Origin of the sequence: Chitinolyticbacter albus, from assembly GCF_024437655.1 — a bacterium.
GTDB classification, from domain to species: Bacteria; Pseudomonadota; Gammaproteobacteria; order Burkholderiales; family Chitinibacteraceae; genus Chitinolyticbacter; species Chitinolyticbacter albus.
This window is the reverse complement of record NZ_JANBVF010000006.1, coordinates 167,005-182,060: the sequence shown is the minus strand read 5'-3', so window position 1 is coordinate 182,060 and position 15,056 is coordinate 167,005. Positions and strand designations below refer to the sequence as shown.

The window sequence follows — 15,056 nt, the reverse complement described above, 5'->3', positions numbered from 1 at the left end:
CGATGGCCGGGCAAAACCTAGCCGCGCGCCAGTTCCGGCGGCGGCGGGGGCGCCATGGGGTTGGCGCGGCGCAGTGCCTTGTGCTGGTACATGCGTGCATCCGCGGCCTGCAACACTTGCTTCGCAGTGGCGCCGTCCTGCGGATAGTGGGCAACGCCCAAGCTCGCGCCCAGGGTCAGGCAGCGATGCTGCCAGCTGATCGGCTCCATCAGCGCCTGGGTCAGCCGGCGCAATAGCTCGCGCTCGCGCGCGGCGTTCATTTCGCCTGGCAACAACAGCGCGAACTCATCGCCGCCCCAGCGCGCCAGCGTATCGTCGGCACGCACGCACAGTGCCAGCCGATTGGCGATGGTCGTGAGCACATGGTCGCCCGCATCGTGGCCATGCTCGTCATTGATCGGTTTGAAGCGATCTAGATCAAGGAACACCAGCGTGCAGGGCGTGTTGCTGGCCAGGCTCGCGTCGAGTGCGTCATCGAGCACGCGGCGGTTGGCAAGGCCGGTCAGCCCGTCGTGCGTGGCCAGGTGCGCCAGTTGCTCCGCGGCACGCAGCTTGGCATCCTGCCTCGCGCGCACCAGTCGCACGACACCCAGCAGCGCGGCGAGCAGCAGGCCCAGCGTGACGAGCAAGGTGCCGAGCAGCGATGTCTCGAACGCGCGCCAGCCCAACTGCCAGCGGGTCTGCAGCACATAGGGCTGGGTGTCGCTGGCGATCGGCGTGGTCAGTTGCAATTGCGGGAACCAGCGGGCCTCGAAGGCGCTGACCGGAGCGGCGACGAGATCGAACAGCCGCGCGCCACGGTCGTTTGCGCGCCAGGACCGCGCCGAGACGCCGCGTGGCAGCAGGCTGGCGTCCGGTGCCAAGGCCGCGATGCGCACGGCGACGCCGACGAACAGCGCGGGGCGCTTGTCGGCGCCCTCGATAGCCCAACTGGCCGCGGGCCGGAGCAAGGCATAGCCGGGTAAGCCATCGGCGAGCTGGAAGGGGAAGGCCGCGATGCGCGCATCGGCCACATTGGCCACGGTGGGGGGCGCGAAGAGCGGGGCCACGTCGATATCGAGGCCGAGTTGCTGTTCCGCCCCGGGGGGCATCGGCTCGATGAATACGATGGGATGGTAGTCGGCGCGTCTTGGCAGTGGCTGGGCCTCGCCGGCGAGATCAGCGGCATGGATGCGAAAACGCGGCTCGCCCAGTTCGCGCATGGCCCGGGTGAAGCGCGTGGCTTCGCTGGCGGGCACGCGCCGGATCAGCTGCAGGCTGTCCAGATGCGGGTAGCGCGCGAGCAGCCTGCGCGCGTAGGCGCGGTCGACCGCCAGCGTGCGGCTGCGCGGGTTGCTCTGAAAAGCGGCGAAGGTTTCCAGCGCGGTTTCGGCGCCGACAAACTGATACCACAGCTTGTCCTGCAGTTGCTGGTGCAGGGCGTGATGACGCTGGCGCGTGGCGTCGAGCGTGAGGCTGAAGTACACGGCGAGTACGGCGGCGGCGATGATCAACCAGAGCAACAGGGCGGCGAAGTAGGAATATTTGTAGCGTAGCAAGCGCATTACAAGCCGGGTGCGGTGTTGTGTTGGCAGCATACGCGCTTGCGCTGCGTCGCGCTGTGGCGAGGTTCGCCTTGAGGCAGACGATGGGTTGCGCGTGCGCTCGATGAACCCGCGTCGCCGCCCGGGTGGCCCGCCCAACGCGTCCGGCTAGGCCGTACCCTCATGGTGTCGATGCGTGCACCAGGGGGGCTGTCAGCGCAGGTCTGGTGCCGTCAATGCCGCGCAGCGGCTAATAGACCGCCCGCCGCGAAGAAGGTGGCGCCGCAGCCGCGATTGAAGGCGCGTACGCGTCCCGGCGCCGCCAGCCAGCCAGCCAGCCGGCCGCCGCCCCACGCATAGACGGCCTGCCAGCTCACCTCGATCACGAAGAAGCTTGCCAGCAGCACTGCCCATTGCGGGCCTTGCGGCAGCCGCGCATCGATGAATTGCGGCAGGAAGGCCGCCGCGAACAGAATGGCCTTGGGGTTGGACAACGCCACGGCGAGGCCGGTGCGAAAGCGGGCACGGGCGCTGTCGGCTGCGGCGCGCGGCAGATGCAGCGACTCACCGGCGCGCCAAGCTTGCACGCCCAGATAGATGAGATAGGCCGCGCCGACGAGCTTGAGCGCGGTGAACAGCGTGACCGAGGCGGCGAGGATGGCGCCGACCCCGAGCGCTGAGAGACCGATCAGTACCAAGAGCCCCAGCAGCGCGCCGGCCATGGTGGCCAAGGTCGCGCGCAGGCCGTAGCGCACGCCGTGCGACAGCATCAACAGCATATTGGGGCCGGGGGTACCGGAAATGAGCAGCGTCGCGGCGACGAAGGCAAGCCAGAGATCGAGGCGCATGGCGGGCGTCCTGGAAAATCAGCAGCCCAGCATGCACCTTCTGCCGTACGACGTCCCGTCACAGTGGCTGAGCGGCACGGGCAGTGCAGTACGTGTTAGAGGTTTGTTGACGCTTGATGGTTTGTTTACGCGGTCGGTGGTTTTGCCTCATTGCCAGGCATTCGCGTTGGCTAACCAGTTAGCCGGCACCTTCGCTTCGATCACATTGCATCCTGAGAGAGGACGTCCGTGCGAAGCACATACTTCGCTCCGGAGATGATTTCTCCCCCTTCGTGAATCTGCTCGTGATCAAAGATCAGCGCGAGCCCCTCCAGTGGCGTAATGGCGGTGAAGCGGAATTTGGTTTCCCCGCCCTCGTACCCCCCGTTCAAATAAATCATGAACGTGAGGATGCTGCGCGTACCCCGGCCGTCATCATAGGCGCCATCCATATGCCATTTGAATCGTTGGCCGGGCACGTAGCGGTAGTAGCGGAATCTTGGATTCAACCCTACGAGCTTGCGGCCAAGCATGTGCTCGGGCATGCATGGTGCGGCCCGCTCCCACAGCATCGCCGCCAGGTCAGCGTTGTCTTCGATGACGCGGTCGTTGTTGCGGATCCGTTCATCGATGATCGCGCTCCCGTTACGCGAGATCTTTGCGCCCTCGAACCCTGTGGTTTCTGCGTGCGCAATCAAATCGCGGCATTCCGATGCCGACAGAAAACCCGGGATGGTGTACACGCCGATGGCTGCCATCTGCAGTTTGCGCATGGTGTGGCTCTCTTTGATACGGGTTGGCGCTGCAATGGGGCTCGGAGTAAACGCTTTTCCTCACGCCTCGACGACTTGTCGGGGAGACGAAAAACGAATCAGGCGTCAACCGCGCCTAGCCCAGCACCATCACCGCATCGGCCTCGACCAGCGCGCCCTTGGGTAGCGCGGCGGCCTGCACAGCGGCGCGGGCCGGGAAGGGCTGGCTGAAGTATTCGCCCATGATCTCGTTGAGCTTGGCGAAATTGGCCAGATCGACCACGAACACGCCCAGTTTCACGATGTCGGACAGATCGCCGCCGGCGGCCTGGCACACCGCGCGCAGGTTGCGGAACACCTGGTGCGCCTGCGCTTCGAAGCCATCGACCAGTGCGTTGTTCACCGGATCGAGCCCGATCTGGCCTGAGAGATAGACGGTATCGCCGACCTTCACGGCCTGCGAATAGGTGCCGACGGCGGCGGGGGCGTGGTCGCTGTGGATGATGGATTTGCTCATGGCGCTCTCCAGTATGGGCGTTTGAATCGCTGTGATTGTAAAGCCTGGCGGGCTTGAACGCTGCTGTAGGACGCTGCCGACGCAGGACGACGGCGCTGTCCGTCGGTGGGAGCCGGAGCGCGCTGACATAGGCGACAACGCGAAGTCCCTAACATGGACTCCAAGGTCAATCCGGCCTGCAACCTAGGAGTAAAGCCATGAATCGCGATCAAGTCGAAGGCAACTGGAAGCAGTTCAAGGGTAAGGTCCGCGAACAGTGGGGCAAGCTGACCGACGATCAACTCGACAAGATCGAGGGCCGTCGCGAACAGCTGGCTGGCCAGATCCAGGAAGCCTACGGCACCAGCAAGGAAGAAACCGAAAAGCAGATCAAGGAATTTGAGCGTCGCACCGACTGCAAGTGGCATTGATCGCTCTCCATCCCATGCGCTCCGTCGCCCGGGCCCGGCCTGGGCGACGCCGAAACCCCCGAGGAGAAACGCCATGAACAAGACCCTCAAGACCCTGATGTGTGCCAGCCTGCTTGCCGTATTCGGCACCGCCACCGCCGATAGCTACGACGTGCAGGAACGTGCGGTGAAAGACCGGTACGATGCCAGCGCCAAGCGCTGCGACGGTTTGTCAGGCAATGCCGAGGATGTTTGCGAGCAGCAAGCGAAGGCGGATCGGGATATCGGCCTTGCCGAAATCGACGCGAGCCGCAAGAACACCGATGCCGCGCGTCTCGAATCGGCCAAGGTCAGAGCCAAGGCCAACTACGCGGTCGCCAACGAGCGTTGCGATGACCTCGCCGGCAACAAGAAGGATGTGTGTCAGGAAAAGGCCAAGGCCGAACGCGACAAGACGCTGGCCGAAATCGAGGCGCGCAAGGAGGGCGGCAGTGCGCTCGACGAAGCGGCCAAGGAAAAGCGCGAGGCGGACTACAAGGTCGCCAAGGAGCGTTGCGATGACCTGGCGGGCGATGCCCAGACCACCTGCGTCAATGAGGCCAAGCGCCGCTACGCCCAGTAATCGTGCTTAGCCCAGAAACACCGGCCACGGCCGGTGTTTTGCTTTGTGCCGCGCAGCAGTGTCAGCTCTTTCTGACGCGAATATGGGCTTCTTTAGGATGGTGGCATGTCTGCTGGGGCGGCAAAGTGCTTATGCGCATATCCGGCACGGGTCCGGATGCCTACCAGTCGGAGACTCATCATGAAACGCCTCATAGCCCTTATCAGCCTGGCCGCCTTCACCCTGCTCACCGCCTGCAACACCGTCCATGGCGTGGGCAAGGATATCGAGAAGGGCGGGGAAAAAGTCCAGGACGCCGCAGAGGAGGCCAAGTAGTCATCCGGATGCCGGAATGGCGTGCTGAGCCATTCCGGCGCCAGGGAGCCACCACGATGAACAGAACGACCAGCGCTTGCTGTACCACCTTGCTGCATCTGTTGTTGCTTGCCGGACTGCAACCGGCCGCTGCCGGCGGTGGTGGCCAGGATAGAACCGGCGCGGACTCCGCGATCGAGCGCAATTACCGGGCACAGCTGGCAGAGTGCCAGCGCGCGAGTGACCTGGCCGATTGCCGCGCCGAGGCGCTGCTGGACAAGCGTATTGCACTGGCGGATATGGCTGCCGAGGTGGCAGGGACCGCCGAGGCGCGATTGCAGGCTGCGTTGAGCAAGGTCGATGCCGGGTATCAGCTGGCGCTCTACCGCTGCCAGCGCTGGCGGCTAGGGTCGGCCTGTGGCGCGGCGGCACGGACGCAGCGCGATGTCGAGCGCACGCAGATCGCCGCAGATCCGCGGGTTTTCGTGTCCTATGAAACGCTGCTGCAGGATGAGGCGTATCGCCTGGCACTCAAGCGCTGCGCTGGCGAGGATGCCGCCACACGCGCGTCGTGCGTCCAGGCGCGCATGCACCTGGGCGTGCTTGGTGGCCTCTAGCCGAACAGGCGCCGCTCGGCCTGGTGCTCGGCTTGCAGCGTGCGCGGGATCAATGCGCAGAGGAATACGCCGTCGCCCGGCGCGCTGGCGATGGTGATCTTGCCGCCAATGGCGGTGACCCTGCGGTGCATGCCGCTGATGCCGTATGTGCCTTCCGGCAGGCGGTTGAGATCCATGCCGACGCCGTTGTCGGCGATTTCCAGCTTGAGATAGTCCGTATCGACGAGCAGGCTGAGCGACAGCTCGGTGGCGTGCGAGTATTTCACCGCATTGTTCAGCGTCTCCTGCACCACGCGATAGACGATCAGCCCCTGTACCTCGTTGATATCGTTGTTGTTCTCGTCCGGCAGGTTGAGCGTCAGCGCCCAGTTGCCGCGCGCGGCCGCATCCTCCGCCAGCGTGCGGGTCGCGGCGATCAGGCCGAAGGTCGACAACAGCGAAGGGTGCAGGTCGAGCACGAGCTGGCGCTTGAACTGGATGCCGTGGTCCAGGTTGCGTTGGGTCTTGGCGAGCTTGTCGGCGATGGCCGGATGCTGATCCTGGACCTGCCGTTGCACCCAGTAGAGGTCGATCTTGGTCGCGGTGAGCACGGCACCCAGCTCGTCGTGCAGTTCGCGAGCCAGCCGGTAGCGCTCGCGCTCGACGTCGAGCTGGTAGTCGAGCGCGAGTTGCTCCATTTCACTGGTGCGCTGCTTGACCAGGCTATCGAGCTCGGACTGGTGCTGCAGCAGTTGCTGCTGCTCGCGCCGGTTTTGCGCCGTATCGCGTAGCACACGGCGCAGCATGAGGATCACGCACAGCAGCACCAGCGCCGTCGTTGCCAGCAGCGATAGTCGCAGCACATTGAGCAACATGACGCGCGCTTTGCGCTGCTCGATCAGGTTCTGCTGCTCGAAGTGGATCAGCGCGTCGATGCTGCTGGAAATCTTGATGCCCTTTTGCAGCCCCACCCTGGTATTGAGCACGTCGTGTGCCTGGGCGAGATTGCCATCGCGAGCGAGATTGATGGTGACGTCCATCTCCGAGAGTTTTTCGCCGACGGTCACTGCCAGCCGGCGCACCGGGTCGCCAAGCCGGGCTTCGCTTTCCTCGTGTCGCGCGATCGATTGCTGCAAGCGGGCCAGGACGTCACGCAGGCGGGTGACGCGATCCTGGTAGGGCGCGAGATAGCGCGCATCGCCTTGGATCAGGAAACCGCGTTGCGCGCTTTCGGCGCGCGCCACCGCGTGATCGACCTCGCGCAAGAGTTCGATACGATCGCGGGCATCGATCACCCGTTGCAACTGTGCTTCGCTGCGACTGAGCCAGAGAATATTGATCAGAAGCGCGAACAGCGCCGCCGCGACGCAGCCGGCCAGTGCCAGCGCGAGCGGCCAGCCGACTTGGTCCGCCCAGTTCCTGAGCGCGGTGAGGTGATGACGGAGATGACGCACGTGTCGGCAAATTCCTACAAGGGCTTCAGCCTGCCCCCCCTTTAGCCAGGGGAAGCCAGGGCCTACAGTGGGAACAGGATTGAAACGACTGGCAAGCCGGTCAAACTTGTATAACACAGCGCCGTGGCATGGGCGAGTGCTGTGCCCCTTGGAGATCGGTCATGAACGGCGGCTTTCACCTCGACATCGATACCATACGCCAGCAGGCCCGACAGCGCGTGGCGGATGGCGCCAGAACCGCCACCTATGGCGGCAGCATAAGCGAGGTCATCCACATGCTGAACGACGCGCTCGCCACCGAGATCGTGTGTTCGCTGCGCTATCGCAGCCATCACTATTGCGCGACCGGGCTCAACAGCGAGCCGGTGGCAGCCGAGTTCGCCGTGCACGCCGACGAAGAGGCGGCGCACGCCGCGCAGCTCGCCAAGCGCATCGTGCAACTGGGCGGCATGCCGGATTTCTCGCCCGATACGCTGGTTGCGCGCAGTCACGCCGATTTCGTGCAGCCCGACAACTTGCAGGCGATGATCCGCGAAAACCTGGTTGCCGAACGCATTGCCATCGACAGCTATCGCGAGATGATCCGCTATCTGGGTGACAAGGATCCGACGACGCGACGGCTGTTGGAGGATATCCTCGCCACCGAAGAGCAACACGCGGACGAGCTGGCCGACTGGCTGGCCACGAGCGCTCCCACCATACGCTGAGCAGGTACATGGAGCGGAACATGATGAAAAAACGCGTACTGCTGGTCGACGATCACAAGATCGTGCGCTCCGGCTTGCGTACGCTGATCGAACTGGAGGATGACCTCATGGTCGCGGGCGAAGCGGCCTCGGGCATTGAAGCGATCCAGCTCGTGCGCAACAACGAGTACGACATCACCGTGCTCGATATCTCGATGCCGGACAAGAACGGGGTCGATACGCTGCACGATCTGCAGCGCATCCGTCCGGCGCTGCCGGTGCTGATTCTGTCGGGCTTCGCCCAGGAGCAGTACGCGCTCAACCTGATCCGCTCGGGCAGCCGCGGGTATCTATCGAAGGATGCCGATCCGGACGAGATCATCAAGGCGATCCGGGTGATCTGCGCCGGCCGGCGTTACCTGTCGATGGAGCTCGCCGACCTATTGGCCTCCGAGCTCACGCATCCGAGTGGCAAGCGCCTGCATGAGACCTTGTCCGACCGCGAGTTCCAGGTGTTCTTCAAGCTGGCCAGCGGCAAATCGCCGACCGAAATCGCCGAAGAGCTGTTCCTCAGTGTCAAGACCGTCAGCACCTACCGCGCGCGGGTGCTGGAAAAAATGAATCTGAAGACCAATGCCGATCTCACCTATTACGCCATCAAGAATGAATTGATCAGCTGACGACCAGGGCTGCTGCATCTGGCCTCCCCGGGATACCGCCCTGTCCGCTTCGCTGCGGCCCTGCATGAAGTACTGGACCATGACTACATACCAAGAGGTTTCGACCGACAACAAGGAAGTTTGTGTCATGTTGATCGAGGATTCGCCCGTTATCCGGGATGCGCTCAAGGATGCCCTGTCGGGCATCAGCTATATCCGTTTCGCCGCGACGGCGGCCACTGCCGACGAGGCCATAGCCTGGCTCAAGAGCACGCATTTCGATCTACTGGTCATCGATCTGGAGCTGCGCGAGGGTACCGGGTTCGACGTGCTGCACTTTCTGCGCGACCAGGCTCGCCAGACTCCGCCGCCGGTGCGCGTGGTGCTCACCAACCACGCTTATCCAGTCTACGAGCAGCGCGCGCGCGCGCTCGGCGTCGATTATTTCTACGACAAATCGATGCATTTCGAGGAAGCCATTGGCACCATCGAAACCGAGGCCGCCAAGCTGCACACGGCCCACTGACGACGGCCGTTGCCATGGACTATCGCGCCCTGTTCCGGCTGTCGCCATCGCCGCTGATGGTGATGGATGCCGGCTATGTCATCCGTGAAGTGAACGCCGCTTATCTTGCCGTGACCGGGCGCGAACGCGCCACGTTGGTGGGGCGTCATGTGTTCGACGCTTTTCCGCTGGCGGACGATGCGCTGGAGGACGCGCCGCTGCACCAGCTCCAGTTGTCGTTCGAGCGGGTATTCGCCACGGGCGCCACCGACATCCTGCCATTGCTGCACTATCCGGTACCGCGCCTTGGCGAGGGTGGCGAAGCAATCGGTTTTGACGATCGCTACTGGAGCTGCACCCACGTGCCGCTCCACGACGACGAAGGCCGGGTTTATGCGCTGCTGCAGCAGACGGAGGACGTCACCGCGCTGCAGCGGCTGCGCCAGCAGCTCGATGGCGATGGTGGTCCGCAGATGCAAGACGAGCAGACGCGGGTGAGCTGCACCGTATGGCGCCGCGCCGAGCAGGTGCAGCAGCTCAATGCGCTGCTCGATGCCGAATCCCAGCATCTGCGCCGGCTGTTTGCCCAGGCGCCGGGCTTCCTCGCGGTATTGCGCGGCGAGGAACAGGTGATCGAACTGGTCAACGATGCATTGATGGAACTGGTGGGGCCACGCACCTTGCTCGGTCGACCATTTTGCGCCGCCCTGCCCGAAGTGGCGGAGCGCGGATTCGGCGACCTGCTGGCGCGGGTACTGCGCACCAGCGAGCCCTATGTCGGCCGCGCCCTGAGCGCGGAATTGCAACGGGAACCCGGCGTGCCGCCGAGCAAGGTGGTGGTCAATCTGGTGTGCCAGCCGGTGATCGAGGCCGATGGCCACGTTTCGGGGATCTTCATCGTCGGCCAGGACATCACCGTGCAGCACCGGGCCGAGGCCGAGCTGCTGCGCTACCAGGAGCGGCTGGAAGCGCTGGTGGGGGAGCGCACAGCCAAGCTCTCCGAGCTTGCCGGCTACCTGCAACGCATCAGCGAGGACGAACGCAGCCGGCTGGCGCGCGAGCTGCATGACGAGCTGGGCTCCTTGCTCACCGCGATCAAGCTCGATCTGTCGTGGGTGCGGCGCCAGCTGCCCGAGAAGGGGGCGTTGCATGACAAACTGATGCGTACGATGTCCGTGCTCGACGAGGGCATCCTGCTCAAGCGCAGGCTGATCGAGGATCTGCGTCCATCCGCGCTGCTGCACCTGGGGCTCTACGAAGCGTTGCAACTGCTGCTCGACGAGCATGCCACCCGTCAGCAATGGCGCTGCGTGCTCGATGTTGAACCCGATCTGCCGCGGCTGAACGACGAGGCGGCGCTGGCGCTGTACCGGATCGCGCAGGAGGCGCTGCACAACGCAAGCAAGCATGCCAAAGCGAGCACGGTGACTGTCGCGTTGCGGAGCAGGGACGAGTGGCTGGAGATGTCGATCAAGGACAACGGTCGGGGATGCGAGCCGGACGACGTTCGTGCGCGCCCGGTCGGCCATCATGGCCTGATCGGCATGGAGCAACGCGCGCTCGCCTTCGGTGGCGAGCTCTCGCTGCGCAGTCGCTCAGGCCATGGCTGCACCGTGCTGGCCCGGGTGCCGTTGGCGCGCGTGGCGCGCCCCAGCATGCCGGACGAGGACTGAGTCTGGCCCGGGCAGGCCCTTACCCGGGCTGGCCGGGGCCGGATCCGGGCCTGGCATTGCCGCCTTCCCCTTCCCAGCGGTGGTAGGGTTCGTGCGGCGCTTCGGCGTCGTCGCGCCGGCGGCAGGCATCGCGCCGATTGCGTGCGCAGTAGAGCGCCGCGATGCCGAGCCCCGCGAGCAGCGCCCAGGTGGTGGTTTGTTTGCGCGTCATGTCCTGGCCCTCAGCTCTTCTTGACGGTGAGGCGGTTGTTCACCGAGGTGACGCCTTCGACGGTGCGCACCGCGGTTTCGGCCTGCGTGCGTTGCGCTTCGCTTTCAACGTCGCCGGTGAGCGTGACGGCGCCATTGTCGCTGTCGACATCGATCGCCAGCGTTTTCAGGCTGACCTGATCGGCCAGCGCGGCCTTCACCTTGGTGGTGAGCCCGGCGTTGTCGACGGCATCGGCCACTGCGCGGGTCCCGCTCGCCGTGGCGCTGGCGGCGCTGTCCATCGCGTCGTGCGCCATGGTGGAGGCCTCGGCAAGGTTGCCAGGCGTGCTGGCTTCGGTACCGCTGAGGGTGCTGTCGTTGGCGGCGGGCGCATCTTCACGGCCGCAGGCGGTGAGCATGCCAGCGAGCAAGAGCGGGGTTGCGATCAAGGCGAGGGTACGAGTGGCTTGCATCTTGGGTACTCCAGCTATTGAAAACGGGGTCAGAAACGGGCTTGTTCACGCAGCGCCTGACGCCCTGCGTAGCGTGGTGGGTGCCGCAGCACCTCCGGCCGTTCCTCGTCGCGCACGCGGTCGTGTTCGCGGCGCTTGCGGCGCAGCTGCCGGTCCAGCGTTTCTTCCAGTTGTTCGAGCTCGTCGTTGTTCCAGATCGGGGCTTGCATGGCGCCTCCAGTCCTGTTCAGGGGTAGTCCGGGAGCGTAGTCCGGCCAGACCAGCGCTACATGGAGCCAGCTTATCGAGGCGCCGTGCGCGACGAAGGCGGAGTGTGTCCTAAGCTTGCGTCAGTATTACCAGTTGGTTCATGTCGGTCTGGGCCTACAGTGGCGCCTGATCGGCACGGAGGAGGATCGGCCCATGCGTGACGCGTTTTGGCGCTTGCTGCATCAGTCGCGGTTGCTCTACCGGCTGCTTGTCGCCACGGTGACATCGTGGAGCGAGCACCGGGGGGCCTCGATGGGCGCCGCGATCGCGTTCTACACGCTGTTCTCGATGGGCCCGGTCTTGATCATCGCCATCAGCATCGCCGGCTACTTCTATGGCGAGAACACGGCGCGCGTCGAGCTGCTGGCCGAGATCGCCGCGCTGATGGGGCCCAACGCGGCCAGCGCCGTGTCCGCCGTGATCGACAGCACGGCGTTCGCGCCGCGCGCCAGCTGGCAGGCGCTGCTGGCCGTGCTGACCAGCGTGTTCGCGGCGACCACCGTGTTCAACGAACTCAAGAGCAGCCTCGACGTGATCTGGGGCCAGCGCAGGCACCGCCATGGCAGCATCTTCCAGCAAGCGCGGGCACGCCTGCTGTCGTTCAGCATCGTCGTCAGCGCGGGCTTCCTGCTCTTGGTGTCGCTGCTGCTGTCCACCGCGCTTGCCCTGCTGGAGAGCCGCTACGCCGCCTGGTTCGGCGATCTGCTCTGGGTGCTCGATATCGTCAGCACCACCATCACCAGCATTGTGGTCACGCTGCTGTTCGCCGCGATCTACAAGCTCTTGCCCGATCAGCAGATTGCGTGGCGCGACGTCTGGCTTAGCGCGGCGATCACCACGGCACTCTATATGGGCGGCAAGAGCCTGCTAACGTGGTATCTGAGCACCACGGCCGTCGGCTCGGCCTACGGCGCGGCCGGTGCGCTGGTGTTGGTGCTGGTGTGGATTTTCTACGCGACGCAGATCTTTTTGTTCGGCGCCGAGCTGGCACGCCAAGTCACGCTGTTGCGCGCGGCGGAGCGTGCACGTCGCCGCGATCGGGCGGCACTGGAACGCGCGTGCGCCACCGGCTGACCACTTTCAGCGCGTGCTGCCCGGATAGCGATTGCGCTCGTCCTGAAGGTGGCGCTGTGGCTGCCCCTGCGGTGTGGGCTTCACCGGTGGGGTGGCGCCCTTTTGCGCCGACCTGGTCTGCGGGTGGGCGAGCAGCGCCGCGCAAGGCGCGTCATCGGCGCCGCCCAGCTCCACCAGCGGCAGCAAGGCCAGCCAAGGCGCAACGGTGGCGAGCGCCGCTGCTACCGCTACCCGTCCGGTGGGCTGGGCCAGACTGGCGCGCACGCGAGGCTGGCCGAGCGGCCCGTCGACGAGGATGGGGCCGCGTAACGCGACGAGGCTGACATCCTTGGGCCGGGCCTTCAGCTGCAGCAATAGCCGCTCCGCCTTGAGATCGATCCAGCCCTGGCCGTCGATCAGCTGTTTCTCGGTATCGAGCACCAGCGTGTTGGCGTCAAAGCGTCCATCGCGCCCGGTAAAACCTGCGACGGCGCAACGGATATCGATCTGTTCATCGCCGAACAGCAGGATGGCCGTGCTGTAGGCGAGGTCAAGGTTCGCCAGCCGCATCAAGAGTTTGCTGGTCTTGCCGCCGCGCATCAGCATGGCCACTTCGCCATCGGCCGACGCGGCCATCTGGGCGACAGAATCCCCGCGCATCGCCAGCTGCGCCCGCCCGCCGATGAGGCCGGCGCTGGCTTTCTCATTGAGTGCGAGCTTGGGGGCGAGCCGGCGCAATGACAGGCGGCTGGCTTCGAGTTGCAGGTTGGTACGGATCGGCGTCGCGCGGCTATCCAGCTGCAAGCGGGCCTTGAGATCGCCCCCGGCCATGCCGAAATCGAGTGGATCGAGCGTGAGCACGCCGTTCTTCAGCAGCAGGTGGGCGGAGAAATCGTCGAGCGGCAGCTTGCCGGTCAGGATGCTGCGACCACGCAGCGTCACGTCGGCATCGGCGACGCTGAGTTTTTCCACGCTGAGGTGCGCCTGCGGCAGCACCTTGCTGCCTGGCACTTCGCGGACCTTGCCGCTCTGCGGCTCGCGCGCGCCGAGAAAACCCGAGAGATCGGCGAAGTCCAGCCGTTGCGACGTGAGATGGGCGCGAATGAACTGCCGCGGCTGACGCCCGCGATCGACATGGAAGTCGCCGGCGATATCGCTCTGACCCACGCGGCCGATGATGCGGGTCAGGTTCCACACCGCGCCGGCATGTTGCAGCCGGCCCTTTACGGCGTAGCGCGGGCTGGCGGGCAGCGGCACGCCGATCAGCGGGTAGAGCTCGGCCAGGCTCGCGCCCGAGAGCGAGAACCGCGTGTCCAGCCCCTCCAGCCGTGTCAGGCCGCGTACCGTGCCGTCGGCATAGACCCGGGTGGCGCCGATGCGCCCGCGCGCCATCACGGGATAGGTTTGCCGTTGATCCGCCAGCGCGCGCTGCAATCGCTCGGGCGAACCGACATGGCCATCGAGTGCCAGCGGCAGGCGCTGATAGTGGCCTGCAGCGCGGATGAGCAGGCTGCTGCTGCGTGCATCCATCCCGCTCGATTGCAACTGCACCACCACGTCGCTGCCTTGCAGGCGATCCAGCCAGCGCAGTTTGCCGTCATTCACGCGGATGGCGCCCGGCGCCACTACCCAGGCCGAATCGCTTCTGGCCGGCAGCAGGCCTTGCCAATTGCCCTCTCCACGCGGGCTACGTTCCAGCAGCAGTCGTGGTGCATCGACGTCGATCAGCGGCAATACCACGCGGCGCGAGAACAGCGGCCACGGATCGAGTCGCACCGAAACCGAGCGCACCGCGACCATGGGGTGCTCGGTACTCCAGCTGGCATTGCTCAAGATGATGTCGCGGGCGGTGATGGTCGGCTGGCGCCCCCAGCGTACGGTGAGATCACCGCGTATTGCGAAGTCTCGCCCTGTGGCCGCGCTGATGCGGCTGGCTATCGGGCCGCGCAGCATGTTCCACTCGAACAGCACGACGGCCGCCACCATGCACGCCATCACGATCAGCCCGAGGGCGAAGCGAGCGTGGCGGGTGCTGGGGCGGCGCATGGGTGCGGGCGGCCTGGCCACTGCGCTACAGGCGGCCCATCAGCATCAGCACGATCAGCACGACCAGCAGCAGGCCGACGATGCCGCTGGGCCCGTAGCCCCAGCCGGAACTGTAGGGCCAGGCCGGGATGGCGCCGAGCAGGATGAGGATCAACACGATCAACAGGATCAGACTGAGTGACATGGCGGCTCCTTGCGCCGGCAGGCGCGGGTTGAGGATCAGATGTGGATCACGTCGCCAGACCAGGGCGCGCTGCGGGGGTCCAGTTCCCGATACTGGTCGCCGCCTATGGCATGGCGCTGGCGGCGGAACTGGGCGATGGCGCGGCGGTGGATCAGCTCCAGCTCGCCTTGCGGCACGGCAATGCCATCGAGGGCAAAGCGGGCGACGATGTCGCCGGACGACTGGTCGTAGATCGCCACGTGATGGCGCTGTTGATGCTTGCCGCCCCAGGCGCTGAGGTAGCAGCTATTGGGTTCGTCGTCGAAGTTGAATGTGCAGTAAAGCATGGATCCTCCGTTTTCTATTCCGCGTTCGCGGTTGTCGAA

20 protein-coding genes are annotated in these 15,056 nt (G+C 65.2%); 9 read left to right on the top strand and 11 right to left on the bottom strand.

The window, feature by feature from the left end; genetic code table 11:
• Positions 1 to 17 precede the first annotated feature (17 nt).
• The 4 genes from NLI84_RS05465 to NLI84_RS05450 all read right to left on the bottom strand — a co-directional run bounded on the left by NLI84_RS05465 (position 18) and on the right by NLI84_RS05450 (position 3,619).
• Entirely contained in the window at positions 18 to 1,544 is a 1,527-nt protein-coding gene (locus NLI84_RS05465) for a sensor domain-containing diguanylate cyclase (protein WP_255988735.1), read from the bottom strand.
• A gap of 212 nt (positions 1,545 to 1,756) precedes the next feature.
• Positions 1,757 to 2,371 (bottom strand): LysE family translocator, encoded by a 615-nt coding sequence (locus tag NLI84_RS05460; RefSeq protein WP_255988729.1) that lies wholly within the window; start codon positions 2,369 to 2,371, stop codon positions 1,757 to 1,759.
• Between the two features lie 200 nt (positions 2,372 to 2,571).
• The gene (locus NLI84_RS05455) at positions 2,572 to 3,123 is read right to left on the bottom strand and encodes a 2OG-Fe(II) oxygenase (RefSeq protein ID WP_255988728.1); all 552 of its coding nucleotides are present in this window, start codon (positions 3,121 to 3,123) and stop codon (positions 2,572 to 2,574) included.
• Between the two features lie 115 nt (positions 3,124 to 3,238).
• On the bottom strand, positions 3,239 to 3,619 hold the full coding sequence (locus NLI84_RS05450; protein ID WP_255988726.1) for a Rid family detoxifying hydrolase: 381 nt from the start codon (positions 3,617 to 3,619) through the stop codon (positions 3,239 to 3,241).
• 197 nt (positions 3,620 to 3,816) lie between these two features.
• Here NLI84_RS05450 and NLI84_RS05445 point away from each other — a divergent pair, with 197 nt between their 5' ends.
• The 4 genes from NLI84_RS05445 (at position 3,817) to NLI84_RS05430 (ending at position 5,541) form a co-directional block, all read left to right on the top strand.
• Positions 3,817 to 4,029, top strand: coding sequence for a CsbD family protein (locus NLI84_RS05445; protein ID WP_255988725.1), 213 nt, complete (start codon positions 3,817 to 3,819; stop codon positions 4,027 to 4,029).
• A gap of 73 nt (positions 4,030 to 4,102) precedes the next feature.
• On the top strand, positions 4,103 to 4,630 hold the full coding sequence (locus tag NLI84_RS05440; RefSeq protein WP_255988723.1) for a hypothetical protein: 528 nt from the start codon (positions 4,103 to 4,105) through the stop codon (positions 4,628 to 4,630).
• 180 nt (positions 4,631 to 4,810) lie between these two features.
• Positions 4,811 to 4,945: an entericidin A/B family lipoprotein gene (locus NLI84_RS05435; RefSeq protein WP_255988722.1), complete on the top strand. Its 135-nt coding sequence runs from the start codon at positions 4,811 to 4,813 to the stop codon at positions 4,943 to 4,945.
• A 56-nt stretch (positions 4,946 to 5,001) separates the two neighbouring features.
• A complete protein-coding gene (locus NLI84_RS05430; RefSeq protein ID WP_255988720.1) occupies positions 5,002 to 5,541 on the top strand; it encodes a hypothetical protein in 540 nt (179 codons plus the stop codon).
• Here the strand turns inward: NLI84_RS05430 and NLI84_RS05425 are convergent.
• Positions 5,538 to 6,974 carry a CHASE3 domain-containing protein gene (locus tag NLI84_RS05425; RefSeq protein WP_255988718.1) on the bottom strand — a complete coding sequence of 479 codons (1,437 nt, stop codon included), beginning with the start codon at positions 6,972 to 6,974 and terminating at the stop codon, positions 5,538 to 5,540. The genes NLI84_RS05430 and NLI84_RS05425 overlap by 4 nt on opposite strands.
• Before the next feature lie 161 nt (positions 6,975 to 7,135).
• Between NLI84_RS05425 and NLI84_RS05420 the strand changes: the two genes are divergently transcribed.
• The 4 genes from NLI84_RS05420 to NLI84_RS05405 all read left to right on the top strand — a co-directional run bounded on the left by NLI84_RS05420 (position 7,136) and on the right by NLI84_RS05405 (position 10,497).
• Positions 7,136 to 7,681 carry a ferritin-like domain-containing protein gene (locus NLI84_RS05420; RefSeq protein ID WP_255988717.1) on the top strand — a complete coding sequence of 182 codons (546 nt, stop codon included), beginning with the start codon at positions 7,136 to 7,138 and terminating at the stop codon, positions 7,679 to 7,681.
• A 20-nt stretch (positions 7,682 to 7,701) separates the two neighbouring features.
• Positions 7,702 to 8,340: a response regulator gene (locus NLI84_RS05415; protein WP_255988716.1), complete on the top strand. Its 639-nt coding sequence runs from the start codon at positions 7,702 to 7,704 to the stop codon at positions 8,338 to 8,340.
• A 79-nt stretch (positions 8,341 to 8,419) separates the two neighbouring features.
• Positions 8,420 to 8,845, top strand: coding sequence for a response regulator (locus NLI84_RS05410; protein ID WP_255988715.1), 426 nt, complete (start codon positions 8,420 to 8,422; stop codon positions 8,843 to 8,845).
• 14 nt (positions 8,846 to 8,859) lie between these two features.
• Entirely contained in the window at positions 8,860 to 10,497 is a 1,638-nt protein-coding gene (locus tag NLI84_RS05405; RefSeq protein WP_255988714.1) for a PAS domain-containing sensor histidine kinase, read from the top strand.
• Positions 10,498 to 10,516: 19 nt separating this feature from the next.
• Here the strand turns inward: NLI84_RS05405 and NLI84_RS05400 are convergent, their stop codons facing one another.
• From NLI84_RS05400 to NLI84_RS05390, 3 genes are read right to left on the bottom strand one after another with little or no spacing between them, the layout of a single operon-like run.
• Complete coding sequence (locus NLI84_RS05400; RefSeq protein ID WP_255988712.1) at positions 10,517 to 10,708, bottom strand: hypothetical protein; 192 nt, start codon at positions 10,706 to 10,708, stop codon at positions 10,517 to 10,519.
• A gap of 10 nt (positions 10,709 to 10,718) precedes the next feature.
• Positions 10,719 to 11,159, bottom strand: coding sequence for a BON domain-containing protein (locus tag NLI84_RS05395; RefSeq protein ID WP_255988710.1), 441 nt, complete (start codon positions 11,157 to 11,159; stop codon positions 10,719 to 10,721).
• 29 nt (positions 11,160 to 11,188) lie between these two features.
• On the bottom strand, positions 11,189 to 11,368 hold the full coding sequence (locus NLI84_RS05390) for a hypothetical protein (RefSeq protein WP_255988709.1): 180 nt from the start codon (positions 11,366 to 11,368) through the stop codon (positions 11,189 to 11,191).
• Between the two features lie 193 nt (positions 11,369 to 11,561).
• Here NLI84_RS05390 and NLI84_RS05385 point away from each other — a divergent pair, with 193 nt between their 5' ends.
• On the top strand, positions 11,562 to 12,482 hold the full coding sequence (locus NLI84_RS05385) for a YihY/virulence factor BrkB family protein (RefSeq protein ID WP_255988708.1): 921 nt from the start codon (positions 11,562 to 11,564) through the stop codon (positions 12,480 to 12,482).
• Positions 12,483 to 12,488: 6 nt separating this feature from the next.
• Here NLI84_RS05385 and NLI84_RS05380 read toward each other — a convergent pair whose 3' ends face one another.
• From NLI84_RS05380 to NLI84_RS05370, 3 genes are read right to left on the bottom strand one after another with little or no spacing between them, the layout of a single operon-like run.
• On the bottom strand, positions 12,489 to 14,507 hold the full coding sequence (locus tag NLI84_RS05380) for an AsmA family protein (RefSeq protein WP_255988706.1): 2,019 nt from the start codon (positions 14,505 to 14,507) through the stop codon (positions 12,489 to 12,491).
• 25 nt (positions 14,508 to 14,532) lie between these two features.
• Positions 14,533 to 14,691: a DUF3309 family protein gene (locus NLI84_RS05375; RefSeq protein WP_255988705.1), complete on the bottom strand. Its 159-nt coding sequence runs from the start codon at positions 14,689 to 14,691 to the stop codon at positions 14,533 to 14,535.
• 35 nt (positions 14,692 to 14,726) lie between these two features.
• Positions 14,727 to 15,017 (bottom strand): hypothetical protein, encoded by a 291-nt coding sequence (locus tag NLI84_RS05370; RefSeq protein ID WP_255988704.1) that lies wholly within the window; start codon positions 15,015 to 15,017, stop codon positions 14,727 to 14,729.
• Positions 15,018 to 15,056: the final 39 nt, after the last annotated feature.